We start from the raw sequence: 24,794 nt of genomic DNA, 5'->3' as shown, positions 1-24,794 counted from the left end.
TCAGGGCCGTTAAAGCACTGACTCAGAGTGGGCGTTACCGATAAACTACCGAGCTGAATAGTTCGGCGCTTCTTTCTGAATAGCAATATCGTGCGGATGGCTTTCGCGCGAACCCGCCGTAGTGATTTTCACGAATTTAGCCTGTTGCAGGGCCGTAATATCGGCCGCTCCGCAATAGCCCATCCCTGCTTTCAAACCACCAACCATCTGGTAAACGATTTCGGCTACTTTCCCTTTGAAGGGAACCCGGCCCACAATACCTTCAGGAACGAGTTTCTTGATATCGTCTTCGGCATCCTGGAAATAACGGTCTTTTGAGCCGTCTTCCATCGCTTCTACCGATCCCATACCCCGGTACGTTTTGAATCGACGACCTTCGTATAGTACGACTTCGCCGGGAGCTTCTTCAGTTCCGGCCAGAAGTGAACCAATCATAACAGTACTGGCACCACCGGCAAGAGCCTTTGTGATATCGCCCGAAAAGCGAATACCACCGTCGGCAATAACCGGAACACCCGTACCCTGCAAGGCCTTCGCCGACTCATAAACAGCCGTTAACTGCGGCATGCCAATACCGGCAATGATCCGGGTTGTGCAGATACTACCTGGTCCTACGCCTACTTTCACAGCATCGGCACCTGCATCAGCCAGCGCCTTCGCACCTTCGCCGGTTGCCACGTTTCCGGCAATTACCTGAAGTTTCGGGAACTGTTCCTTAATCTTACGTACGGCATCCAGCACTCCTTTCGAGTGACCGTGAGCCGTGTCGACACTGATTACATCGACACCTGCTTTCACCAGAGCCTCGATGCGTCGGTTCAGGTCAGGCGTTACTCCCACAGCTGCCCCTACGCGTAAGCGGCCCAACTCGTCTTTACAGGCGTTAGGATGGCTCTTTTTCTTCAGAATGTCTTTGTAAGTAATCAGACCGACCAATTGATAATCAGCATTAACGATTGGCAGTTTTTCGATACGGTATTCCTGGAGAATACTTTCGGCCTCTTCCAGCGTCAGACCTTCCCGCGCTGTAATCAGCTTTTCGCGGGTCATGATGGACGTAACCGGTTTCGAAAGATCGTTCTGGAAGCGCAAATCGCGGTTGGTCAGAATGCCGACTAGCTTGCCGGATTCATCGACAACCGGAATACCGCCAATTTTGAATTCGCGCATAATTTTCAGCGCATCAGACAGGGTAGCGGTTTCAAGCAGCGTGATGGGATCGATAATCATCCCACTTTCGGAGCGTTTGACTTTACGGACCTGATCGGCCTGTGCCTCCACGCTCATGTTTTTATGAATAATCCCGATGCCTCCTTCCTGCGCCATCGCAATTGCCAGCGCCGACTCCGTAACGGTGTCCATTGCCGCCGAAATAAGCGGAATGTTCAGGCGGATGTGGCGGGTAAGCTGGGTGGTGGTGTTCGTATCGCGTGGGAGCACCTCCGAATAGGCAGGTAGCAGCAATACGTCGTCGTAGGTGAGAGCCTCGTAAAGAAACTTACTCGTATCTAAGCTCATGGCAAATAAACAGGTGGTGTTATTTGCCGGACAAAATTACGAATAAATTCGGAACTATGATTACACAGATTATAGGATTTACAGGACTTTCCCACGTAGTTTAACCAAACTGGTCAATTTCCTGACGATTAAGCCTTCCGAAACGAATTAACCCAGCTAATTCAACTTGATACTGATCGTCTTTCCGGCATCGCCAACGCTGAATTTACAGTCATTAAATTTAGGGGCCGACATGGTTGGGCGAAAGTTATTGCTAAATCCGTAGGGCTCTTTGGGAATACCAAATATGCGTTTATCCATTTGTCCGTTCCCATTCTCATCGTGAAAAACCGCGACTGCATAATCGCCGGGTTCGACCGAAAATGTGGTTTCAACGCTCTTCTGAGTGGCTTCAATCTTTTTTCCGTCCAGCGGTTTTCCATCCGGAAAATTGCTCCCGGCACGAAATAAGGCTACATATACAGCGCCTTTCAATGTACGAACATTCTGAATGTCGACTTTTAGATTAGCTTTTTTGGGCGATTTTACCGGATCTTCGCCAGATAGAAAGAGGCTGATAGCTGAAAGCAAAATGAGCATAGAGGCAGTGTTTTTCTAAAAACGGATTTATCTTGCAATTATGATAGCCCAACCGCCACCTACCCCCAAACGATGGATCACCAAACCCTTTCCTGATTCGGGGGAGCAACAGGCAGCTATCAGGTCATTAGCCCAATCACTTAATGTCAGTCCATCGCTGTCCGCTCTCCTGGTTCAGCGTAGCGTACATACCTTCGACGAAGCCCGGACGTTCTTTCGGCCCGAAATCGGTCATCTGCATGATCCCTTCGAGATGAAGGATATGGATCGGGCTATTATGCGACTGCAAATGGCCATGCTCCCCGAACGTCAGGAAAAAATCCTGATTTATGGCGACTACGATGTCGATGGCACGACCTCGGTGGCATTGGTTTATGGCTTTTTAAAAAAATACCACCCAACGATCGATTATTACATTCCGGATCGATACAAAGAGGGTTACGGCATTTCGCTGCAGGGTATTCAGTGGGCAGCAGAAAATGGGTTCTCACTGATTATTGCGCTCGACTGCGGTATTAAATCCATTGAGCGCGTGGCCGAAGCCAAAGCCCTTGGCGTCGACTTCATTATCTGCGATCACCACCGCCCCGGCACTGAATTGCCCGACGCGGCTGCGGTACTGGACCCCAAACGGGAAGACTGCCCGTATCCATACAAAGAATTGAGCGGGTGTGGCGTTGGCTTTAAGCTATTGCAGGCCTTCTGTCTTTACAAAGAGATTGAGATGGATGAGTTATATCCTTATCTTGATCTGGTTGTTGTCAGCATTGCGTCAGACATTGTGCCGCTTACGGGTGAGAACCGCGTGTTGGCGTACTATGGCTTAAAATACATTAACTCCACACCGCGTACCGGCCTGAAAGCCTTAATTAAAATAGCTGGGTTTTCGCGGGAACTGGACATTACGAACCTTGTATTTGGGTTAGGTCCCCGGATCAATGCCGCCGGACGAATTCAGCATGCCAAAGCTGCCGTACAGCTTCTGCTCGCCGAGTCAGAAGAAGAAGCGGATGACTTTGCGATGGCGATCAATAAGCACAATAACAGCCGACGCGAATTCGATACCAGTATTACGGAACAGGCTCTGGCAATGATTCGGCAAAGCGAGTCCATGATGAGCGCTAAAACAACCGTTCTCTACGATGCCAGCTGGCATAAGGGTGTTATTGGTATTGTAGCCTCCCGATGCATCGAGCATTTTCACCGCCCAACCATCATTCTAACGCAGTCGCACGATAAAGCCGCCGGCTCGGCTCGATCGGTGCCGGGTTTCGATGTTTATGAAGCCATAGAGGAGTGTGCCGATCTGCTCGAACAATTCGGCGGTCACACCTTTGCGGCTGGGATGACGATGTCGGTTGAGAATATCGACGCGTTTCGCCAAAAATTTGAAGAAGTGGTGTCCCGTAAAATCACGGAAGAACATCTTACTCCGCTTATCGACATTGACCTGCCGCTGGACTTCAGCGAGATTAACGACAAGCTGGTTCGGATTGTGAAACAGATGGGGCCATTTGGCCCGCACAATTTGCAGCCCGTATTCATGACGGAGGATGTGTATTTAGCCAGCGATCCGATTATCATGAAGGAAAAACACCTGAAAGTCAGCCTGCGCCAGGGCCGGTCGGGGCATACGTTAACAGCTATTGGTTTCGGGTTCGCTCATCTGGCCGATCAACTTCGTCGTGGAGAGCCTTTCTCAGTCTGTTATCAGGTCGAACAAAATTTTTACAACGGAAATGTATCGTTACAGCTGATGCTGAAAGACATACGATGCTAACGGCAACTTCCAGTTATTCAGTTGTAGCGTAGCAATAGGCCGCGACAAATTGACCTACGACTACGCTACTGATTTATGGTAAATCCAGCACCTCGTGCGCTACTTTCCAGGACGAATCGGGCTGTCGTTTCCAGATGCGTATAAACGGCCCTTTTTTGTCCTGCTGTTCAACGTATCCGTACACAATACCCATATCCCCGGATGAGGCCACGGCCACCCGGCTAAGTGTGTAGGTAGCCGGTGCCGTTCCGGTTTCGGCCACATTCAGGGCGTCGGGACCAATGGCGGGCAAATGACCGGCTCGATAAAGCCGTACGGGCTGATTTTGGCCGATAGCGGACTGATAAGCGTCTCGTAATGATTGACTTCCGGCCAGTTTTATCAATTTCAGTTCAGCATCAAGCAGTTCTATCCGGCGGGCTACGGTATCAATTTTGTCCTGCATTTTCTGATTATAGACAGCCGGAACGATCAGATCAGCGATTGGTTGTTTTGGGTCATCATGCCGGATACCAACATCGGCAATAGCTTCCCATGTGCCCGTGCTATTTTTCTGCCAGATCGTTGTATAATGCCCAAAGCCAACGGGTGTATCCGTTTTGGTTTTAGGTCGCACTTCAAAAGGACCTGTCGTGTAGCCCAAATCTCCCGAAGCAGCAATGTCAGCATGAACGGGTCGCCACGAAAGAACACCCGGCAGGAAGGGTGCTTTTTCGTACAACGGCTTACCAAGCGCAAACTTGCCTTCCAGCACGACAACGGCCTCTGGCGATAAAAATTTAGAAAAGCCCGCTTTAACACCTTCCCGTTCAGTGTAAGCAGAGAAGGCGCGTTCAGCGCCTACCAGGGCCTGATAATCAGACGCAAGCGTTGGCAGTGCAGACGTCGATTGGGCAGCAACAGTACCTGCCACCTGTAGTAGTGTTACGAGTGCAATTAGTAGTTTTTTCATGAAGTGATTAGCTATTGACGTGATGACAACATATCTGAGTCACGCCGGAAAGTGCAAAGATTTACGCGTTGCTTATGGTCCGAAAGCGGAATCGAACCGAATTGATAAAAGATATAGTCTAATCAGCGTTGACAGGCGTTGAATTGCGTTTTTCGTTTGCGCTGTTCGCTACGCTTCTTCGTTACAGTTGATCGATTACCTCAGGCAATTCAACGCCATTTTTTCCCAATCCAATCAACTTTCACTTGATAGTCAATCCCGACCATCGCTATCTTTGATTAACCGCGGGGTAACTTTCTTAACTAAACATCACTTGAAACCAGTCAACGATCGATGGGTACGCGTCAGCGGTATTGGCCTGTTGTTGCTGCTTGATCTGTATTCAACCCAGACCTTTGTTCAGCCATTTGGCCTGGCGACACTCAAAGCTGTGCTTGAATTTGTGATCCTGACGACGATGACCTGGGAAGTCAATCGGTGGATTCTTGTGCTATTCAGGAAATGGTTTCCGCTGCTGTCTCAAACCAAAAAGCGGATTCTATTAGTGCTTCCGGTTTGCTGGATAGCCACGATCCTGATTGACTGGCTAGACATGTCGGTGATCAATGCTACGGGCTTTCATGCACCTTATCCACCCGCATCGTTTCTTAATACCCTGCCCGGCGCTTTGATTTGGAGTGTATTGATTGTGGGCGTTCAGGAAGCGGTCTATTATTTTGCCCGACTCCTGAAAGCCGAAAAAGAGACCGAAGCACTGAAGAAAGAAAACCTGCAAACGCAACTGGAGAGTCTCAAGCAGCAGGTTAGTCCGCACTTTCTGTTCAACAGTCTCAATACGCTGTCGTATCTGATTGGTGATGATGCCAAACAGGCGGAGAAGTTTCTGGATGAGCTTAGTAAAGTATACCGTTATCTACTCCGTAATAATGAAAATGAGCTAACGAATCTGGCAACAGAAATGCAGTTTATCCGGTCGTATTTCCATCTGCTCAAAACCCGATACGGCGATAGCCTTCATTTACAACTGGCCATAGAACCGCGTTACGAGGCTTATTTACTGCCTTCACTAACGCTGCAATTACTGCTCGAAAATGCGGTCAAGCACAATATTATTCATAAAACCCAACCACTGACGGTTCAGATCATGACCAAGTCGGATGGCCAGCTTACCGTAAAAAATAACCTCCAGAAGAAAACCCAGCATATGCCTTCGACCCGGATAGGTCTGGCCAATATTGCGGCAAAATTCCGGCTCCTCAATCAGTGCGAGATTATTGTCGAGGAAACGGAGCATGAATTTGCGGTAACCATCCCGCTTATGAGCAATTAACCTCTCATTTTCGAATAGCCCTCATCAACACGTCCTAACGTCAATTTACATGAATATCCTGATTGTTGAAGATGAAGAAATGGCTGCCAAAAAGCTCATTAAAACGCTGGCTTCCGTTGAACCAACAGCAACAGTAGTCGGTGTTACTGGCAGCATTTGGGAAACCGTTGCCTGGTTGCAGGCGAATGGTCCGGGTCAGGCCAGTGCACCCGATCTAATTTTAATGGATATCGAACTGGCTGATGGTCAAAGTTTTCAGATTTTCAAGGAAATCGATGTCAAATGCTCCGTCATTTTCACAACCTCCTACGACGAATATGCCATCAAAGCGTTTAAGGTAAATAGCGTCGATTATCTGCTTAAACCCATTCAGGCCGACGAACTGGAGGCCGCTCTGGCTAAATTTCATCGGTTAAAAGCACACTATCGGTCAGGCAGCACCGGCAACGCTCTAACGATGGAAAGGCTGGTCCAGGAGCTCCATCAGAAACTACAGCCCAAAGAGTACCGGCAACGGTTTCTGGTAACCTATGCTCACAAGCTGATCGCGATTGATACACAACAGATCGCTTACTTCTTCAGCGATAACAAAATGAATCAGTTCAAGACAATCGACGGTCGGAAAATGGCCATTGATTACACGCTCGACGAACTCGAAACAATGCTTGACCCCAGGCATTTTTTTAGGATCAACCGGTCCTTTCTCATATCCGTATCCTGTGTCGATCAGATCCAGCCATATTTCGGTAATCGGCTGGCGCTTCAGCTCAAACCCGCTATTGATAAAGAGGCCGTTGTGAGCCGGGAAAAACTGACTCCCTTTAAAGACTGGATGGGGAAATAGTTCAGGATTCAATCATTTTCTAGTATGCTGATTAGTTCGCCGAACAATCGGCAAAATCGGCATTCGCGTTAGCTGAATTCGTGTTCAGGAAACTCGAACAGCGTAGCAACTTATTTTTCGCTAATACCTACTACCAGTCAATCCGAAAATTATACGGTTCATGTAGCAATATAAGCACTTCATCCCGATCAATAATTGTTCCTGTGCAGGCGATGGTAGTTTTGTATATAGGACTTCGGCTTCGAGCCGTGCCACGGTTATTAGGAGTACGATTAGAAACCGTGGCACGGCTCGAAGCCGAAGTCCTAGTATAGAGAAAAGAGCGTCGGTTTAAAACTGATTTTCTTTTCTCTCGCAGGCAACTCCTCTCCAATCAACGCATGAAAAAGACGGCTCTTCTGTTTCTGATAAGCCTTATACTGATCGTTGCAGGCTGCAAAACCCAGAATGGTTATTCACCCGGATCAGACGCGGGCTATGCTACTGGCAAGGTGCTCGATACGCGGGGAAACCCTATTTCAGACGCTAAAATTATGGCGACCAATACTCTTTGTGCCAACACCCATCTGGTAGGCACAACGGATGCCAATGGAAATTATAAGATCAAAATTCCAGCTGGTGTCTGGAAGATGTCCGCTGAAATTGACCGTACGTACTACGGTCATCAGTTTCAACTATCGCTCCACCCCGACCATCCCGAAGTTTTCACGGGGCAGGACGGCGTCATCTGCAACTTTGAGTGGCGCCTTTATGGGCCTAAAGTTGGTCAAACCGATCGCTTTTACGGCGGTGAGGTAAAGATTAGCAAAAGCAAAAAAAGCCGGATTAATGACCTGGAAAACATTGTCTTTACCTTCATCCCGGTCAGTCCGCGAATTGACGGCTCAGCCGGTCAGCCCGAAACCATAACCTGCGGCCCTCGCGGCACGCAGGATTACGCCCGTTTCCCGGATTTACCGATTGGCCAGTACCGGATTTCGGCCAGATACCGCCCAACCGGGCAGCGCATCTATCTCCGCAATAACGCTGGTGGCACGTATCTGGCCGATGGCTCTGTAACCGCCGGATTCAGTGGGAATAAAAAATCTGACTCCTGCATAAACTGTATGACACTGGAATTCAGAGATTAGCGAGCGTATTTACGAATCGGTTCAGGTGCCGTAGAAGTGGTGATCGGGCACGTTGCTCTTACTACGTTTCAGATAAGTAACACCTTTGTTTAACCATAATTAAAAGTCGCTACAGAACGTATAACCAAAGCCTTACAACTGTTTTATCATATTTCGCACAAATTTCCCCTACAAACTGTTATGGTAATAATCGTCCCTAATCCGGTCGATTATCGACTATGCAATCTGATCCCGTTAGTACGATAGTTTCAGCAACGCGCCCAACAGAACCGCATCAGCGGGCCAGTCAGCCCAGCCCGACTGATTTTTGGGAAACGGCTCGCACCTTAGGCATACCCGCAGCCCTTTGGCGTCTGCCCAATCAGCAGGACAAACACCTGATCGTATCCTTTGACGAAATATTACCTCGTGTTTCGGCCGATCTGGAAGAATTACCCGCCGGATTTCTTATTAGCCCATTCGATAACCTGAATACAGATACCGAAACGCCCGCCCGAACGCTGTTTCTACGAGCCGACATTCAGGCTGCTTTTTCGGATAATGGCCAGATTCAGCCTGTAGTCATTACTCCTGGAGAAACGGCCCATCGATTTCAGGAAGTGCTCGCGGAGCAACCGAAACGTCGCGCTGCCCGGCAGCCGAAACCAGTAAAGCCTACACCTATTGTCGATCCGGCAGCCGAAGCACAGTATTTGTCTAACGTTGCCGAAGCCGTTGAAGCCATGCAGCGGGGTGAATTCAGAAAAGTAGTCTTATCCAGAACGAAACAGCTGGAGTTTGCCGATGCACCCAATGCGGTTGCCTTGTTCGATAAACTCTGTCAGAAATATCCGACAGCTTTTGTTTCTGCGGTTTCTATTCCCGAAAAAGGGCAAATCTGGATCAGTGCAACGCCCGAACGATTAGTGAGTGTTAACGCAGATGGCATTTTTCAGACCAACTCGCTGGCAGGAACTCAGCTGGCTTTTGAGCCGGACGGAACCCCAAAGCGGCCATCGGAAGCGATGTGGTCGCAGAAAGAAATTGAAGAGCAGGCATTGGTAAGTCGCTACATTATCGAATGCTTTAAGAAAATTCGATTGCGCGAATACCTCGAAGAAGGGCCGAAAACGATCATTGCGGGTAATCTGATGCACCTCGGAACCACATTCACGGTCGACACACAGGCAGTGCGTTACCCACAACTCGGAACAGTGATGTTGCGGTTACTCCACCCCACATCGGCCGTCTGCGGTACCCCCCGCGATGTAGCTTTTAACTTTATCAGGCAACACGAAACCCACGACCGCGAGCTATATAGCGGTTTTCTGGGACCGGTCAACATGAACTCCGATAATACCGTATTATCATCCAGCGATCTGTTCGTTCATATTCGCTGTATGAAGCTGGAGGGCCGGATGGCAACTTTATACGCCGGAGCTGGCCTGACTGAATACTCGGTACCCGAACGCGAATGGCAGGAAACTGAAATGAAATGTCAGACGCTTCTTTCCGTAATCAGCGAGTAATAAACAGTTTCAAATAGGCAGTTAGCAGATCTCAGTTCCCAATTGAGAATTGATCACTACTAACTGCCCATCGAAACTATTCTTCCGCTCCTTCTGCAGGATCGTTTGGCGCGCGCGACCCTTCTTCCGAAGTGCGATCACCGGCTTCGCTTGCAGCCGACGATTGGGTATCGGCGTCTGGTGCAGTGCCTTCGGTATCAGCATCTGCCGTCGTAACTAGTGGTTCTTCTTTAGATGGTGTCATGCTTTGCGGGGATTAAAGGGTTCATGTAAGGGACAAGAGTAGTTTTCTACTCCATGCTGTCGTCGTCCAGATCGTCGTCAATGCTGTCGTCGTCCAGATCTTCATCAAGATCAAGATCGTCATCGCTGAACTCGTCTTCAATGTCAGCTAAATCGGCTTCGCCGTAACCGCTGGCAGCCCCGGAGCCCAGGTCATCAAATTCGGCTCCGTCGAAGTCGTCGTCCTCATCATCGTCTTCAAAGGCGGCTGCTTCAGGGTCAGGGTTCAACATCAGCACGTCTTCGTCCTGATCAAACGTTGGCTGGTAAATCATGGTTGCAAGAGTCTATTAAGTGATTTCAAACGTCATAACGCGGCACTTTGCCAGATGTTTGCCGCGCCGTAAAATTATTGACTAAACGAATATAAACACCATACTAGGTTTCCTGCCTAAAAAATCAGACAATTAGTTTCGCTATCAACGGGTTAGCCTGCCCGATAGGCGCGCTATAGGCGATTTTCCGTCTTTTTTCAAGGAATAATCCTCTCTTATCGCGCTAATTTTTTTAAGTTTTTTTTCGAGGCTCACTATTTCGGCCCGCGATTATCTATAGTCAGCCAACCCGAACCCACGTTTTATATGGCTATGAGGCTATAAACGCGGTCACGTGAGTAAGACGTATTAGTTAGAAGCCAGTGGTTTAGTGGCCATCATTACCTGACCATCAGACTCCCAGGCACACACGACCGTTTTTCCCGCCACAGCCAGACTAGGCATCTGCCCCTTGCCCAAAACAGCAGGCAAATCACCACCAATTTTTATCCATACGGTCCCATTCTCATCCCAGGCCAATACGGGTGCGGTGGCTTCTCCGGCAAGGGTTATGTTCCTCCCAGTTGCTACGGCCTGTTCCGGCTCACCAGGGACACACGTGTACAGCGTGTTTTCGCGACGCCAAACCGTAAGAGGCTTACCCGTTTTCGGCACGACTACGGCGCCACCATCCATTGGGCAAGCCTTTACTTTCCAGGTGCCGGTGCCCAATTTCTGCGCGGGTGCATAGGTCAATCCACCATCGGTCGAATGAGCAAGGTAAAGGTCACGCGAGCCGCCAAGCCAGTTTCTAAATTGAACATAGACATCGTTATTCCTGGCTTTGACCGTCACGCGGCAACATTCGCATACCGTGCCATCGGGGGAGTAGTAGATAACCTTGTTGGGCGACCAACTGTGTCCTCCATCGTGCGATGTCGCCCCTACAATTTTATTACGCTTATCATCGCGCAAATCGAGCCAAACCGTATGAAAAGTGCCATCTGAAGCGCCGGATACTGACTGAAATCCTTCTTTAGCAACGGCAGGTACATCATTGATACGAACGGCCGGGGACCATTTACGGGTAGTTCGATTCATCGAATAGGCAAACAGATCGCCCTCCCGATTTACGGCCGTAATAACGACGTTCTGGCCAGCAATTGCCACTTGCGGACCTCGCTTGGCACCGGCTACCAAATCGGGCAGGGTAGCCACAGCAACTGGTGCTCCAAACTGAAATTCCGGAGCGCTGGCGGTTGCATAAAAAATGGTCGAATCACGGCCATACACTAAATGCATCGTCCCCTGGTCGTCAGCAATAATTACAGGAAGATGTCCGGGCGCAACGGAGTAGTTAACACTCGGTGTCTGTCTATGTTGGACATGGATAAAAAGGTACAGCAGCAGATAAATCAGGTAGTTCATGGCAAGGAATTAGGGGAAACAAAAATACATCACTTTACTGCAAAATTCCCTATCACTACTACCTCAATACCTAATCATCATGAGTAATCGCTTAAACAGTATCCATCATTTTTTCAGGGATAGAACCGTACGGTATAAAAAGAATAGTGCAGAGACCAGACAGATCCCTGCACTATTCTTAAACGCAGACTATGGGTAAAATCTAGCAAAAAAGGGTAAGGGGTAGGAAAGGACTACTTGATTAATGTCAATTCATTTAACTGACTGGTAATGAACTCTATCTCTAAGGGGGTTAGCTCTACATCGGCGGCAGCAGCATTTTCCAGCGCCTGTTTTTCATTTCGGGCACCAACGAGTGCAATAGTAATTCCTGGCTGCTCAATAGTCCATTTCAAAACCAATTGACCAATTGTCACCTGTTTGTCTCTGGCAAGTGGAGTGATTGTCTCAAGAAAGGCATTGACTCGCCGTAGGTTTTCGTCTGTGAAAAAATACAATGAGCCTCTGTGGTCGTCTGGTGCAAATGTATAGCCTGGCTTCATTTTGCCCGTTAATAAACCCCGTTCCAGTGGACTATAGGCAAGAATCGATAGGTTATGTTCTCTACAATAGGGTAAATCCTCTTTTTCAATGCTACGCTTTACCATGCTGTAGGGCACCTGATCAGAAACCAGATTCATATATCTGGACGCTTCTGCCAGTTGGTCGGCATGGTAGTTGCAAACCCCAGCATACAGTACTTTTCCCTGTTCGATAAGCAGCGAAACCGCTTCCATCGTTTCCTGAATAGGGGTTGTTTTGTCGGGCCAATGTATCTGGTAAAGGTCAATGTAATCGGTACGCAACCTTTTCAGGCTATCTTCACACTCTTTAATGATGCTTTCTTTCCCGGCATATTTATAAATATCAATGGGCTTACCGTCCGTATTTTTACTTTTCATGGCAAAGTCGCCACGAGGCAGATCCCATCTCATTCCATATTTGGTGAGCAGCTGAACATTGTCACGGGGAATATCTTTAATAGCCTCACCAACAATTTCTTCGCTAAGCCCCTGACCATAGATTGGCGCGGTATCGATGGAGGTTACACCCGCATCATACGAGGCTCGAATGGCTCTAATCGCTTCTTTTTTTTCGGTACCACCCCACATCCAGCCACCGGCGGCCCAGGCTCCAAACGTAATGACTGAAATGTTAAGATTTGAATTTCCTAATTTCCGGTATTGCATAGACCTACATGTAAAACGTAATCTGTATCTTTAGGGAACAAACCCGACGCCTTGATAACTATTCTGCCACAAAGGAATAGGTAATTGCTGCATGTGACAAGATCTTTAGTAATAGTTAGTTACTCCTAAAAAAGTTAGTTACAACGATGAGAAAGTTAAGCTCCACTAATTATTTCAATCAAACATTTCTTGAAGAAAAATGTGCTTTGAATGAGCTTATTCATATGCTAAGCAAACGGTGGTTAACCGAAGTATTATTTAGTATAGAAGAAGGGAATAACCGATTTTCAAGTATAAAGGAAGATCTAAAACTAATTAGTGACAATGTGCTGGCCGACCGCTTAAAATTACTGGAGCAATATAAGCTGATTAATAGGAATGATAACTTTCGTGAGGTTCCTGCCAGAGTAGAATATTCATTAACGTCAATAGGCGAAAAATTGAGCGAAATACTGGACGTATTGTGTAAATTTTCAGAAAATGAAATGGAATTTCCCTCCTGACTATTGATCAGGACATTATTAATTACTGAAACGTAAATCATTCATTAAGAATAGGTTATTTTATTCACAATTAGACTGATATACTGGTCTGTTTTTCTTATCAGCATAACGAAAATAGTAGGAAACTCCAATCGTTAACTAACCCGATTCGCACATTTCTTAGTCAGAAATTCAACTATCCTGTTGGCAAATCCTTCAGCTTTACTATCCACAAGCCATAAACCTTCTTACCTGATAATCAGCGGGTAGTAACTCAGTACTATAATTCATCATTTTGAGCTAATAATCGACAAATCATAATAGCAGAAAAACTATTTTTAAGCTAATTCGTTTTAATTTCCACATCTTGGTAATCTCGGATTGCAGTTTGTACAATCTGGCTTTATATGGTATAATGTACAAAACTGTATTAACACAAATCGATTAATCTTTTTGGCAATCAATATATTAAAAGCCATTTCCGAGCTTCTGGTTTTGAGTTGATTAATTTGTGATTTTCTGCTAATTACTGCTGGCGAAACACAGAAATTACGAATAAACGAACACGAAATTTTCAATGAAAGATTATAAACTTCGTCGATTATCTGACCAGCCGATTCTAAAGACAAGTGATGTTAAACCCTCTGTTGACGGATTTGAGGTACTTGGCGCATTTAATCCCGCAGCCTGTCTTGTTGGCGATGAGGTCATTTTGCTGTTACGCGTTGCCGAAGCACCCCCCAGAAAAGAAGGATTCATAGTAGTGCCACTTATCGAAGAACTAAATGGCGTTCCGGAGTTGGCAATAAAAGAGTTTAATGAGCCAGCAGAACCCTACGACCCACGAGTGGTTACGCTCAATGGTAAAGTCTATCTGACCTCATTAAGCCATTTGCGAATTGCCCGCAGTCGCGATGGCATTCAGTTTACAATCGACGAAAAGCCCTTTTTATTCCCGGCCCGAATGGATGAATCATTCGGTGTAGAAGATGCCCGTATTACGTTTCTGGAGGGTAAATACTGGATTACGTATACGGCCGTGTCTGAACATGGTCCGGGCGTTGGGTTAGCGATCACAACCGACTTTAAAACTGTTGAGCGCATTGGTATGATTTTACCTCCGCCCAACAAAGATGTCGCCCTTTTTCCGCAACGTATCAACGGTAAATACATGCTTCTGCATCGTCCAATGGTTTCTGATATCGGCAAACCATCCATCTGGCTGGCAGAATCGGAAGACGGCATCCATTGGGGCAATCACCGCTTTTTGTTCGGAGGTCGGGGCCTGGCCGATAATCCGTTTGCCTGGGAAGGCGCCAAAATTGGTGCCGGGCCGGAGCCGATTTTAACCGATGAGGGCTGGCTCCTGTGTTATCATGGTGCCGACCCAACCCACTCCTACTCGCTGGCTCTGGCATTGCTCGACAAAAACGATCCGGCTAAAGTGCTCGACCGCTCCGATGCTCCTATGCTAACGCCGGAACTCCTCTGGGAACGCGAAGGCTTTTTCCCCAATGTCGTCTTTTCAAACGGGTGGATACGGTGGCCTGATGGACGGATCTGGGTCTACTACGGTGCAGCCGATTCGGGTGTTGGCGTAGCCGAATTGGTGCGGGAATAAATTCACATCTTGCCGTGTATCCTCATTGCAATTTTAATTGACTTGACAAATCAGGTGCGTATCTTGTGGATCTTATGAATCCACTTCCTGAGCATGGCCAGAGCTCAACAAACATGATAATTATAAGATAGTATGAAGATTTTGCAATAATTCTTCATGCAGCAACTTAAACATCTCTTTTTTATCAATTTTTACCCTTTTTACAGTATTTTCGTTGGTTGCTAACGTTCCTCCTACATGAATCGCTTCAATCAACTTCTACTCTGTTTATTTCTCTCAGGTTCCCTATTTGCTCAGACTCAAAAACGACCACTCACTGCCGCCGATTATGACCGATGGCAAAGTGTGCGAGCTGAAAAAATCTCAAACGATGGTCGCTGGATTGCTTACCAGATTGACCTGCAGGAAGGTGACGGACGCCTTGAGGTCACCAGTACCGGCGGTAGTACCAACCGCACACGCTATGTTTTTCCACGTGGTTATCTGGCACAGTTTACGCCCGACAGTAAGTTTCTGGTCATGAAGCTAAAAGCGCGCGCGGCTGATACCAAAAAAGCCAAACTGAAAAAGAGAAAGCCTGATGAAATGCCGAAGGATAGTTTACTAGTGCTGAATCTGGCAACTGGCAAACCAACCAAAATGCCCAACGTGAAATCAGTTGCGTTTGGTAAAGAGACTGGCTCATGGCTGGCGGTTGTGCAGGAGCGCCGGGACAGTCGCGAAGCACCAGCTACCAAACCAGTTGCTCAGAAAGATACGCTCACACCATCACCCCCGGTTTCGACTACCACCGTAGCTACTCGAAAAGGCCCGGTTAAAAAGCCCAAAGGCGACGACCTTACACTCCTGAATCTGGCCGATGGTACACGCAAAACGGTTCGTTATGTCTCCAATGTGGTTGTATCCGACAATGGGCGTGCTATATTTTACAGCAAAGAATCGGCCAATGACTCCCTCAAAACAGGCGATGCCGCCGTACCTGGGGTCTTTTTATTCAACACAGCCAACGGCCAGACGGCGCTGATCGACACCAGTTCGAAACGCAAGATTTACAAAGGGCTGGCCGTCGATAAAACGGGTGATCAACTGGCCTGGATGGCCTCCGCCGACAGCGCAGGGGCAGATGTTAAAGTATTTACACTTTATTATAAAAACCTGTCGCCCGCAGTTCCGCCAAAAGGGAAGGCGAGTAAAACACCGGCCGTTGTAGCGCCATTCCGTGTTGTTGCCGACACATTGGCAACTGCTTTGCCTAAAGGCTGGTCGGTCAATGAGTTTCGTGAGCCTAAATTCGCGGACGATGGCAAACGACTTTATTTTTCTACGTCACCCATTCCGCCGAAGCCCACGAAAGATACCCTAACGCCCGATGATGAGAAGGTAAGGATGGATGTCTGGACCTGGCAAGACAGCCGTCTGCAACCGATGCAGCAACGACGGCTCAAAGAGGAAAAAGAGCGCGGTTTCCTGACGCTTTATGACCTCGCATCTGGTAAAGTAATCCCCTTAGCCAACCGGGAAGTTCCAACCGTTACCTTTGATGAGAAGACGAGTACTCGCTACCTGCTGGGCCTGAGTGACCTCCCCTATCAGGTTCAGGCATCGTGGGACCCCGGCCATACAGATCTGTATCTAATCGATGCGCAAACAGGCGACAAGAAGCGTATTGCAAACGACGTGATGGCTTCGCAGCCACGAATGTCTCCCGAAGGAAAATATGCATACTGGTTCGATGAGCGTGATTCGCTCTGGCGTGCGTGGTCGGTGCTGGATGGCAAACGCATCGATCTGACTCGTGGTTTGCCCAGCAAGTTTTTCGATGAAGAACACGATACGCCAAACCTTCCCGGTTCTTACGGATCAGCTGGCTGGACAACCGGCGACCGCTATGTCTGGCTTTATGACCGGTATGACATCTGGCAGATTGACCCAAGCGGTCGCGAAAAGCCAACCAACCTCACTGCTGGCTGGGGCCGTAAAAACAAAATTCGGCTGCGCCGTGCCGATATGGATAGCGAGAGTGATGATTCGCCCGGCCGACGTTTTGGCGCTATCGAAAAACCAATTGATCCCAAAACCGAATTATTCCTGACCGGCATCTGGGAAAGTGACAAGGCAACCGGAATTTTGAAGAGCAAGAATGGACTGGCCGTTGCTGAGCCAGCCGTGATTACGCGTAGTAATCACCATTATTTCGGGTTAAACAAGGCTAAAGATTCGCCAATTGTGACCTTTTATCGCGGAAATTATCAGGAACCGATTAATCTCTTCCAAACCGATACTACACTGGCCTCGCCCGTGCAATTGACTCGTGTGAACCTGCAACAGGACAGCATTCGATGGGGCAGTGTAGAGATCGTCAACTGGATCGGCACTAACGGTATTAAGCTCGAAGGGTTACTCTTCAAGCCAGAAGGCTTCGACCCCAAGAAGAAATACCCCATGCTGACGTATTTCTACGAGCGCAATGCCGAAACCTTAAACGACTATCGGGCACCGTCGCCCAGCCGATCAACCATCAATGTTCCGTATTGCGTTTCGAATGGCTATCTGGTGTTCATACCAGACATCGTATACACAACCGGGCAACCGGGCCCGAATGCCTATGACTGCATCGTTCCGGGCGTACTGAGCCTGCTCGATAAAGGCTTCGTTGACCGCGACCGGCTTGGTATTCAGGGGCAAAGCTGGGGTGGATATCAAACAGCCTACATTATAACCCGTACCAACCTGTTCCGGGCAGCCGAAGCCGGTGCTCCGGTAGCGAACATGACGTCGGCTTACGGGGGGATTCGCTGGGAAACGGGCATTAGCCGGGCATTCCAATACGAAAAAACACAAAGCCGGATCGGTGGTACACTCTGGGATAAGCCCATGAATTACATCGAGAACTCTCCGCTCTTCTTCGCTAACCGCATCGAAACGCCCTTGATGATGACGCACAACGATGCCGACGGAGCCGTTCCCTGGTATCAGGGGATTGAAATGTTTTCCGCACTTCGTCGCCTGAATAAGCCCGTTTGGATGCTGGTCTACAACGGAGAAGGCCATAACCTGACCCAACGCCACAACGCGAAAGACCTGAGCATTCGGCTGTATCAATACTTTGATTATTACCTCAAAGATGCACCGATGCCCATCTGGATGAAAGAGGGACGCTCGGCTGTGGAAAAGGATCGTGGGGAGATGAAGTACTAATTTCCACGATAAAGAGCATAAAAAATGCCTGGGAGAGCTTCTGCTTCCAGGCATTTTTTATGCTCTTTTATAACAATCTGCCATGCATCGGCACCGCCAGGTTTAACAGATTCGTCAACCTAGTTCACGGCCAATTTAAACCTATAAGCCGGGCCGCCGATGCGGTTTTTGAAACCTTATAGGTTTGTAATTATTATAAACTATAAATTAGAAGAGTGCCAGATAGACCCAGTCCGAAACAGCAAATAAACTGACTGATACCCCTGATTTACTGGGCTGAGGCTCCTTCTTTCGTTACTTCTCCCTTGATGTAGAGCGTTTGTATCCCACCTTCAGCATTTGATTCTACCGATACGGTTTTGTTAAAAGCACCCGGTGAAGCGGCATTGAACGTAGCCTTAATGGTTCCCGACTGACCAGGCATAATAGCCGCTTTCGGATAATCGACACCCGTACAGCCGCAGGAGCCCTGAGCGTGATTAATGACCAGTGGCAACTCGCCTTTGTTTTTAAAGGAGAATTCGGCTGTTACGGGTTTCCCCTGTGGAATTTTCCCGAAATCATGGGTTGACTTATTCCAGTTGAAAAGCGCCGATGGGGCAATCATGGCAACAGATGCCATCAACAAAACCAGCGAACCGAAGAACAGGATACGTTTCATAAAAAGAGTTGATTTGGTAAGGTTTATTACTTGATAAGCCGCTCACCCGAGCGACATTGCAAACCTACTCTTACGATTATCACAACGCTGTTAAACACTTCCTAACGTTTGTTAATGAGTTGTTAACGATTTGCGGACGACAACGCATCGGCTATCTTTGAATGACTGAATGATCGACTAATTGACTTGCTGAATGAGTTTTCTCCGCCAATTAGTCAACAAGTCAATTAGTCGATACCCCTATGTCACGTCTGCGCCTATTAGTCGTTCTATCCGTGTTGTCCATTATTGGCATCCTGGCTGTACAGGCAATATGGGTGCGCAATGCCTATGCCCTGCGCGAGCGGCAGTTCCGGCAATCGGCATTTATTGCCTTACAGGATGTGGCCGACGACGTAGCGCGTCTGAATCATTTTACGCTTAACCGGTATGCAGTCACGCAGCTTTCGGCCGATTATTTTATCGTCAATACCGACGCACCCATCGATCCTGTTACGCTCGAAGCATTCATCCAGAAATCACTTCAGCAGCATAATCTGATTACCGATTTCGAGTACGGAATCTACAACTGCGAAAGTGACCGTATGGTCTATGGAGCTTATGTTAGTACGGGCAGCACAACTGTCACCAGAAGTCGGAATTTACCCAAATCCCCCCGCTACACGTATTATTTCGGCATTCGCTTTCCGAATCAATCCGGTTTTGTGGCAGGTCAATTGAGTGGCTGGCTATGGTCGACCGTGGCCGTACTGCTGGTCGTTGTCTTTTTTGGCTATACACTTACCGTAGTGCTCAAACAACGCCGGTTAACGGAAGTGCAACGCGACTTTATCAACAACATTACCCACGAATTGCAAACACCCGTATCGACCATTCGGATTGCGGCCGATGTACTTCAATCCGATACGATCATTCAGCAGCCCGACCGGCTGAAACAATACGCACGGGTTTTAAGCGAAGAAAGCCATCGTCTGCAAAAACAAATTAACAACGTCCTGAAATTAGCCCGGTCTGAACGCCAGGGTTTCCTGCTTGATCTGGCAGAGGTCGATCTGCACGAAATTATGACCGCTGCGGCCAATGCGTTTTCGCCTTATGTAACACTTGACCTGACCGCTTCTACAATTACGCTCCAGGCAGATCGCTATCATCTCGAAACGGTACTGAACAATCTGATCGACAATGCGCTAAAATATTGTACGACATCGCCCTGCGTCGTCTTGCACACGCATAACGAAAATGGAAACCTGGTCTGGTCGGTGAGTGACAATGGCACAGGTATTGCCCGCGAATATCACAAAGCTATTTTTAAACAGTTCTTTCGCATACCCTCTGGGCACACGCATGATGTGAAAGGTTTCGGGCTTGGTCTGTATTACGTTCGGCGAATAGTGCTGGCTCATGGCTGGAAACTGAAACTCGACAGCCAACCCGGCCGGGGAAGTACGTTTACCATGAGCGCAGGGGTGATCGAACGAAAAGCTGACGTTTCGCGCATGCGCTCATTCACACTTTCACCGTTTCGCTCCTGATGCCTGCCCGCATTCTGTTCGTTGAAGATGATGTCAATCTTGGCTTTGTTATCCGGGATACGCTCGAAAATGTGCCATTCGCCGTCACACACTGCGTCAACGGTGCTGATGCCTTGGCTATGTTTCAGACCGAACCGTTTGATTTATGCCTGCTGGACGTGATGCTTCCCCAGAGTGATGGTTTTACATTAGCCCGGCAAATACGGTCGATCAACACGCAGGTGCCCATTCTGTTTCTGAGTGCTCTGGCCAATAAAGACGATCGATTGCAGGGACTGCGTCTGGGTGCCGATGACTACCTGACAAAGCCATTCAGCATCGAGGAATTAATTTTGAAGATCAACGTTTTCCTGCGCCGAACCGCTTCCAGTAAAGACGTTAATCATTCACCCACCGTATCAACATTCCTCAATCGACAGAATCTAACCCTCACCAGTAACGGGCAAACACAGACACTTACCCATCGGGAAGCCGACGTAATGGCTTACCTGCTCGACCGCCCGAACATACTTGTCCGGCGTGACGAACTCCTGCGGGCCGTTTGGGGTGACAATGACTACTTTATGGGCCGTAGCCTCGATGTATTCATCTCCCGGCTTCGCAAACGACTCGCCAGCGACCCAACAATCCGCATAGAAAATGTCCATGGCGTAGGATTCGTTTTGCGGCAGTAATCGCGTAGTTTGCAGAATTGTTGTGCTATATACTTTCTATGACTACTCGATTATCCACCATCCTCCTGATTGCCGTTCTATTTTTAACTGGTTGTAAAACGGCTAAACTTCCTTCCGGCTCCACAGCGGCCATCACCGAAGAAGGGTTATTAAATTGCTTCACGGCAGGCACCTCACTAAACGGACAGCCGGTCTGGTGCGAAGCATCAGCTGTGCTCTTCGACGGCACTAACGTTCTGATTGCGAACGACAAAGACATGCCTGCTGGCCAGAGCCCGGTGTTTATGAAAACGCCCGCTACACTGGCTGACTCGACCAAAGCACCGATTTATCTGACCCAACCCGCCTTCATTGCCGCTCGAAAATATGAAGATTTTGCCCGTACACCCGATGGCAAGTTTGTCTTTCTGTCCACTGGCTTCGACCGAATCAAAGCGGGTAGTCACGACTGGGACGGCTATAATACGATTCTGTACTGGCGTAACGGCGATCCAGAACATCCACTTGTTCTGGCACCCGACGATACCAGTCGAACGTCCATTGCCTACCGCCAGCGCATTGCACAGGTTCTCGCCACAAACGAATTTCCGGGCGCAATACCCTATTTCAAGATCGAGGGTTTAGCCGCAACAGACCGTCAGTTATTGTTTGGCATTCGGGAAGAGGGCAAATCGTACGAAAGCTTTACATATCGGGCAAAAATCATTGCCGTAAGCTATACCATCGAACAAACAGGTAATACCGAGCGAATCCGGCTGGCCGACGATTGGAAAATCATCAACAATTTTGATATCGCCAGTGCCGAACCAACCCTTCCGAAGCCACTGGCTTTGTCCAGCCTTGAATATGATTCGTACCGAAAACGGTTCTGGATGCTTACTTCGCTGGAGTCAAATGGCAATCTGGATGCCTATCTCTGGTCTATTTCGCCCGACGATCTCTACGCTGGCAAGCCGTTTACGCTCGTGCGCGATGCCCAGGGGCAGCCGCTCCACATGAATCACAAAGCTGAAGATCTGACTCCCTTGGATGCTCATCGCCTGTTGCTTATTCATGATGATGACCGAACTCCAACCCGCGTTGGTTCTCGCGTTCGACAGGCCAATCAGGCGGCTTACACCATTATCACGGTTCACTAAGGCATAAAACACAACATCCCGACAGCTCTAAACTGTCGGGATGTCCGTTTCATCGTGTATTGGCCAATAACCTAGCTATTGAAGCGAACTAAAGAAATCGTAGGTGCCGCTGATATAGCTTAAAATTGCCGTAGCATGATTGGCTCCCTGAACTGGAATTAACTGTACGTTGGTAGCTCCGCGCTTTATCATGGCATCATATGTATTCTGTGAATTCAGAAAAAACACCGTGTTGTCTGCATCGCCGTGATAGAGTCGAAGTGGCGTTTTGGGCTTCCAGTCATGAATGTCATTATCCTGAACAGCATCCAGAAATGTCTTATCCGTTCCAGTATTGATGCCTTGCTTAAACGCATCCGTAAACGCCAGATTCAGACTAACGTTTATGTCAGTATCTTTGCCGGTAGCCGTAATCTGGGTAGCATATGGTTCTTTAAAGTAGTAAGACATGGGATGATTAAGGCCATAGAGTCGATCATACGTCAGCAATACCCATAAGTAAAGCCGGTTGATGCTGGGCACACCACTCGTCGTTTCGTTGATGATCTGTTTCATAAACGAGGGTTTATCATAAGCCCCAGCCCCACAGCTCGACGCGACCAGATTAAACTCGCTGCCCGTTTCTTCCTCAATTTTCTTCTGTAACGCCAGCGTCGCGTATCCCCCTTCCGAATAGCCTGCAATGAATAGTCGCTTGTTCCAGTTGACACCCTTATCGCTCAGGAAGTCGCGCGTTGCCCGAATCATATCAAGTGACGAAGTCGCTAAACCATTCCGTTGTTCATAGGTATGGGGCGTAGCTTTCGATGCGCCATAGCCAATAAAGTCTGGAGCCGAAATGATATATCCCTGTGAGCCAAATAGTGCACCGAACGTGTAAATCTCGCTTGTCGATTGATAGTTCGAAGGTGCATCGGCCTCTACAGCCAGCGTGCCATGCTGCATGCTTAGCAAAGGAGCGGCAGTGGTTGTAGTAGGAATGATTACCGCCCCCGAAGCGGTAATACTTTTACCATCGGTGTTGGTCGTTGTGTATTCCAGCCGGTAAACGCTGATATTATACTTAACGAATGCCTGAAGAATTTGACTCGAACCCGTAAAACGACTTCGTAATTGATCGGCTGTGTACTCACCAATCAGCGAACTTTTTGTGAGTACCCGTGGAAAGCTGGTTACAGGATCAGGGCCATTGTCCTGTTTACAACTGGTAGGAGCAAGAAAAAGCATGCCACCAACCAGCAGAAGGGATAGAAGGGATTTCAGTCTAATCATGAAAGCGTTATGGAGAATCGAGCAAGAACCCGTCATATAAACAAACGCGATTTTCACGGTTTTCGTCTGTCATATCCTGGATAAATGCATTCGGCAAAAAATCAACAATCAATTGACTATCAACAAATAACGTTTTTTACACTGGCTTATTGACGGGTTTCATGCGGGTTTCCATTCGTTTATCTAAACTAATTTAATAATCTACTAGCGGACTGTGGTATTTGTGGAGTCCGCTCCACAAAGTAGGCATTCGGCTTCCCGCTTTACTCTATTCTGGCAATTGTTCATGTGAGCACCAGTACCTTTTTCTACTTATCCTATCCTGTGGCAACTCACTGTATACTAGTTTATTAGGCGGCCTTTATTGGGTTCTCTAATTGCGCATAGCAAGCATCCTATTAAACTGGTATAGCTTTTGGCTATCAAAAGGCAGTACCAATCATTCACAACAACATGAATAATCAACTTAAATCAATTGGAACAAAGTCGCTTGTCGTCTTATTAACGGCGAGTCTTTTGTCTGCTAGTGTCATTACAAGTTGTAAATCTCAAAAAAATTCAATGAATAAAACCCAGAAAGGGGCCGCCGTTGGTGCAGGTGGCGGTGCGCTGGTGGGTGGCATTATCGGCAAAAAATATGCAAAAGGTAACACTGTATTGGGTGCCATCATTGGCGCTACGGTTGGTGGAGCAGCGGGGGCGGTCATTGGCCGTCGGATGGATAAGCAGGCCGAAGAAATGAAACGCAGTATGCCAAATGCTCAGGTAGAGCGGGTTGGCGAAGGGATAAAAATTTCGTTCGGCTCCGATATTCTGTTTGATGTCGATTCATATGAGTTAAAATCTGAGACCAAGAAACAGTTGATTGATTTTGCTCAGACGCTGAACAAATACGAAGACACCGACATCCGGATAGAGGGGCATGCTGATGCAACAGGTTCAGATGATCACAACCTTAAATTATCGCGGCAACGGGCCGACGCTGTTGGCAGCTTTCTGGAAGCGCAGGGGGTAAAAACGTCTCGTGTCGATGAAATGGGCTATGGGGAATCACAACCTGTTGCCGACAACTCAACCGAGACTGGTCGTCGGAAAAACCGCCGGGTAGATATCGCCGTCTTTGCAAATAAGGAAATGCAGCGAGATGCTAAAGATGGAAAGTTAGACTCAACTAATTAAAAAATTGGCAGGACAACGGCAACGGTGAATAAAGGCAATGAGGTAGAATGGAAGTAAAGGTAGTGCCGGAAGCACCGTTGCCAGCGTCCCCCAAAGAGTTAAAGAACTTAAATACAGGCAGAAAAAGAGCGCATAACCCAGCATGAGAATAGTTTACACTTGATTACCCGTGTTCTGATTAGAGCACGATGAAATGCAGAAA

Annotated in this window: 21 protein-coding genes; 12 read left to right on the top strand and 9 right to left on the bottom strand. The window is 48.0% G+C overall.

Annotated elements, in window-relative coordinates; genetic code table 11:
• Positions 1-45: 45 nt before the first annotated feature.
• On the bottom strand, positions 46-1,518 hold the full coding sequence (guaB, locus tag GJR95_RS03280) for an IMP dehydrogenase (RefSeq protein WP_162384528.1): 1,473 nt from the start codon (positions 1,516-1,518) through the stop codon (positions 46-48).
• A gap of 156 nt (positions 1,519-1,674) precedes the next feature.
• A complete protein-coding gene (locus GJR95_RS03275; RefSeq protein WP_162384527.1) occupies positions 1,675-2,097 on the bottom strand; it encodes a DUF2141 domain-containing protein in 423 nt (140 codons plus the stop codon).
• A gap of 40 nt (positions 2,098-2,137) precedes the next feature.
• Between GJR95_RS03275 and recJ the strand changes: the two genes are divergently transcribed.
• Positions 2,138-3,877: a single-stranded-DNA-specific exonuclease RecJ gene (recJ, locus tag GJR95_RS03270; protein ID WP_162384526.1), complete on the top strand. Its 1,740-nt coding sequence runs from the start codon at positions 2,138-2,140 to the stop codon at positions 3,875-3,877.
• 73 nt (positions 3,878-3,950) lie between these two features.
• On the opposite strand, the gene GJR95_RS03265 is transcribed toward recJ, so the two are convergent.
• On the bottom strand, positions 3,951-4,829 hold the full coding sequence (locus tag GJR95_RS03265; RefSeq protein ID WP_162384525.1) for a Cif family virulence factor: 879 nt from the start codon (positions 4,827-4,829) through the stop codon (positions 3,951-3,953).
• 313 nt (positions 4,830-5,142) lie between these two features.
• On the opposite strand from GJR95_RS03265, the gene GJR95_RS03260 reads away from it, so the two are divergent.
• The 4 genes from GJR95_RS03260 (at position 5,143) to GJR95_RS03245 (ending at position 9,641) form a co-directional block, all read left to right on the top strand.
• Positions 5,143-6,159, top strand: coding sequence for a sensor histidine kinase (locus GJR95_RS03260; protein ID WP_162384524.1), 1,017 nt, complete (start codon positions 5,143-5,145; stop codon positions 6,157-6,159).
• 49 nt (positions 6,160-6,208) lie between these two features.
• Complete coding sequence (locus GJR95_RS03255) at positions 6,209-7,003, top strand: LytR/AlgR family response regulator transcription factor (protein ID WP_162384523.1); 795 nt, start codon at positions 6,209-6,211, stop codon at positions 7,001-7,003.
• Between the two features lie 380 nt (positions 7,004-7,383).
• On the top strand, positions 7,384-8,133 hold the full coding sequence (locus GJR95_RS03250) for a carboxypeptidase-like regulatory domain-containing protein (protein WP_162384522.1): 750 nt from the start codon (positions 7,384-7,386) through the stop codon (positions 8,131-8,133).
• A gap of 218 nt (positions 8,134-8,351) precedes the next feature.
• Positions 8,352-9,641 (top strand): chorismate-binding protein, encoded by a 1,290-nt coding sequence (locus GJR95_RS03245; protein WP_162384521.1) that lies wholly within the window; start codon positions 8,352-8,354, stop codon positions 9,639-9,641.
• A 76-nt stretch (positions 9,642-9,717) separates the two neighbouring features.
• Here the strand turns inward: GJR95_RS03245 and GJR95_RS41665 are convergent, their stop codons facing one another.
• The 4 genes from GJR95_RS41665 to GJR95_RS03230 form a co-directional block, all read right to left on the bottom strand.
• Complete coding sequence (locus tag GJR95_RS41665; protein WP_174260181.1) at positions 9,718-9,885, bottom strand: hypothetical protein; 168 nt, start codon at positions 9,883-9,885, stop codon at positions 9,718-9,720.
• A gap of 46 nt (positions 9,886-9,931) precedes the next feature.
• Entirely contained in the window at positions 9,932-10,198 is a 267-nt protein-coding gene (locus tag GJR95_RS03240) for an adhesin (RefSeq protein ID WP_162384520.1), read from the bottom strand.
• A gap of 348 nt (positions 10,199-10,546) precedes the next feature.
• The gene (locus GJR95_RS03235; protein ID WP_232541064.1) at positions 10,547-11,605 is read right to left on the bottom strand and encodes a sialidase family protein; all 1,059 of its coding nucleotides are present in this window, start codon (positions 11,603-11,605) and stop codon (positions 10,547-10,549) included.
• Between the two features lie 233 nt (positions 11,606-11,838).
• Positions 11,839-12,834, bottom strand: a complete 996-nt coding sequence (locus GJR95_RS03230; RefSeq protein WP_162384519.1) for an aldo/keto reductase — start codon at positions 12,832-12,834, stop codon at positions 11,839-11,841.
• 146 nt (positions 12,835-12,980) lie between these two features.
• Between GJR95_RS03230 and GJR95_RS03225 the strand changes: the two genes are divergently transcribed.
• From GJR95_RS03225 to GJR95_RS03215, 3 genes are all read left to right on the top strand, one after another.
• Positions 12,981-13,337, top strand: a complete 357-nt coding sequence (locus GJR95_RS03225) for a winged helix-turn-helix transcriptional regulator (protein ID WP_162384518.1) — start codon at positions 12,981-12,983, stop codon at positions 13,335-13,337.
• A 556-nt stretch (positions 13,338-13,893) separates the two neighbouring features.
• Positions 13,894-14,937, top strand: coding sequence for a glycoside hydrolase family 130 protein (locus GJR95_RS03220; RefSeq protein WP_162384517.1), 1,044 nt, complete (start codon positions 13,894-13,896; stop codon positions 14,935-14,937).
• A gap of 237 nt (positions 14,938-15,174) precedes the next feature.
• On the top strand, positions 15,175-18,135 hold the full coding sequence (locus GJR95_RS03215; protein WP_162384516.1) for a S9 family peptidase: 2,961 nt from the start codon (positions 15,175-15,177) through the stop codon (positions 18,133-18,135).
• 268 nt (positions 18,136-18,403) lie between these two features.
• On the opposite strand, the gene GJR95_RS03210 is transcribed toward GJR95_RS03215, so the two are convergent.
• The gene (locus GJR95_RS03210; protein ID WP_162384515.1) at positions 18,404-18,796 is read right to left on the bottom strand and encodes a DUF1573 domain-containing protein; all 393 of its coding nucleotides are present in this window, start codon (positions 18,794-18,796) and stop codon (positions 18,404-18,406) included.
• Positions 18,797-19,038: 242 nt separating this feature from the next.
• On the opposite strand from GJR95_RS03210, the gene GJR95_RS03205 reads away from it, so the two are divergent.
• From GJR95_RS03205 to GJR95_RS03195, 3 genes are read left to right on the top strand one after another with little or no spacing between them, the layout of a single operon-like run.
• Entirely contained in the window at positions 19,039-20,328 is a 1,290-nt protein-coding gene (locus GJR95_RS03205) for a sensor histidine kinase (RefSeq protein ID WP_162384514.1), read from the top strand.
• Positions 20,328-21,002 carry a response regulator transcription factor gene (locus tag GJR95_RS03200; protein ID WP_162384513.1) on the top strand — a complete coding sequence of 225 codons (675 nt, stop codon included), beginning with the start codon at positions 20,328-20,330 and terminating at the stop codon, positions 21,000-21,002. Before GJR95_RS03205 ends, GJR95_RS03200 begins: the two co-directional genes overlap by 1 nt.
• 38 nt (positions 21,003-21,040) lie before the next feature.
• On the top strand, positions 21,041-22,141 hold the full coding sequence (locus tag GJR95_RS03195) for a hypothetical protein (RefSeq protein ID WP_162384512.1): 1,101 nt from the start codon (positions 21,041-21,043) through the stop codon (positions 22,139-22,141).
• Between the two features lie 75 nt (positions 22,142-22,216).
• Here the strand turns inward: GJR95_RS03195 and GJR95_RS03190 are convergent, their stop codons facing one another.
• Positions 22,217-23,413: an alpha/beta hydrolase family protein gene (locus tag GJR95_RS03190; RefSeq protein WP_162384511.1), complete on the bottom strand. Its 1,197-nt coding sequence runs from the start codon at positions 23,411-23,413 to the stop codon at positions 22,217-22,219.
• Between the two features lie 453 nt (positions 23,414-23,866).
• Here GJR95_RS03190 and GJR95_RS03185 point away from each other — a divergent pair, with 453 nt between their 5' ends.
• Positions 23,867-24,592: an OmpA family protein gene (locus GJR95_RS03185; protein WP_162384510.1), complete on the top strand. Its 726-nt coding sequence runs from the start codon at positions 23,867-23,869 to the stop codon at positions 24,590-24,592.
• The last annotated feature ends 202 nt before the right edge of the window (positions 24,593-24,794 follow it).

The sequence above is a fragment of the Spirosoma endbachense genome, assembly GCF_010233585.1.
GTDB lineage: Bacteria > Bacteroidota > Bacteroidia > Cytophagales > Spirosomataceae > Spirosoma > Spirosoma endbachense.
This window is presented reverse-complemented; position numbering and strand designations above follow the sequence as displayed.

Excerpts from the sequence above, each read along its gene's own strand:
- GJR95_RS03225 (WP_162384518.1), top strand. The coding sequence starts at position 12,981 with ATGAGAAAGTTAAGCTCCACTAATTATTTCAATCAAACATTTCTTGAA.
- GJR95_RS03210 (WP_162384515.1), bottom strand. The coding sequence starts at position 18,796 with ATGAAACGTATCCTGTTCTTCGGTTCGCTGGTTTTGTTGATGGCATCT.
- GJR95_RS03275 (WP_162384527.1), bottom strand. The coding sequence starts at position 2,097 with ATGCTCATTTTGCTTTCAGCTATCAGCCTCTTTCTATCTGGCGAAGAT.
- GJR95_RS03185 (WP_162384510.1), top strand. The coding sequence starts at position 23,867 with ATGAATAATCAACTTAAATCAATTGGAACAAAGTCGCTTGTCGTCTTA.
- GJR95_RS41665 (WP_174260181.1), bottom strand. The coding sequence starts at position 9,885 with ATGACACCATCTAAAGAAGAACCACTAGTTACGACGGCAGATGCTGAT.
- GJR95_RS03205 (WP_162384514.1), top strand. The coding sequence starts at position 19,039 with ATGTCACGTCTGCGCCTATTAGTCGTTCTATCCGTGTTGTCCATTATT.
- GJR95_RS03255 (WP_162384523.1), top strand. The coding sequence starts at position 6,209 with ATGAATATCCTGATTGTTGAAGATGAAGAAATGGCTGCCAAAAAGCTC.
- GJR95_RS03215 (WP_162384516.1), top strand. The coding sequence starts at position 15,175 with ATGAATCGCTTCAATCAACTTCTACTCTGTTTATTTCTCTCAGGTTCC.
- GJR95_RS03240 (WP_162384520.1), bottom strand. The coding sequence starts at position 10,198 with ATGATTTACCAGCCAACGTTTGATCAGGACGAAGACGTGCTGATGTTG.
- GJR95_RS03250 (WP_162384522.1), top strand. The coding sequence starts at position 7,384 with ATGAAAAAGACGGCTCTTCTGTTTCTGATAAGCCTTATACTGATCGTT.
- GJR95_RS03220 (WP_162384517.1), top strand. The coding sequence starts at position 13,894 with ATGAAAGATTATAAACTTCGTCGATTATCTGACCAGCCGATTCTAAAG.
- GJR95_RS03200 (WP_162384513.1), top strand. The coding sequence starts at position 20,328 with ATGCCTGCCCGCATTCTGTTCGTTGAAGATGATGTCAATCTTGGCTTT.
- GJR95_RS03195 (WP_162384512.1), top strand. The coding sequence starts at position 21,041 with ATGACTACTCGATTATCCACCATCCTCCTGATTGCCGTTCTATTTTTA.
- GJR95_RS03235 (WP_232541064.1), bottom strand. The coding sequence starts at position 11,605 with ATGAACTACCTGATTTATCTGCTGCTGTACCTTTTTATCCATGTCCAA.
- GJR95_RS03245 (WP_162384521.1), top strand. The coding sequence starts at position 8,352 with ATGCAATCTGATCCCGTTAGTACGATAGTTTCAGCAACGCGCCCAACA.
- recJ (WP_162384526.1), top strand. The coding sequence starts at position 2,138 with ATGATAGCCCAACCGCCACCTACCCCCAAACGATGGATCACCAAACCC.
- guaB (WP_162384528.1), bottom strand. The coding sequence starts at position 1,518 with ATGAGCTTAGATACGAGTAAGTTTCTTTACGAGGCTCTCACCTACGAC.
- GJR95_RS03265 (WP_162384525.1), bottom strand. The coding sequence starts at position 4,829 with ATGAAAAAACTACTAATTGCACTCGTAACACTACTACAGGTGGCAGGT.
- GJR95_RS03230 (WP_162384519.1), bottom strand. The coding sequence starts at position 12,834 with ATGCAATACCGGAAATTAGGAAATTCAAATCTTAACATTTCAGTCATT.
- GJR95_RS03190 (WP_162384511.1), bottom strand. The coding sequence starts at position 23,413 with ATGATTAGACTGAAATCCCTTCTATCCCTTCTGCTGGTTGGTGGCATG.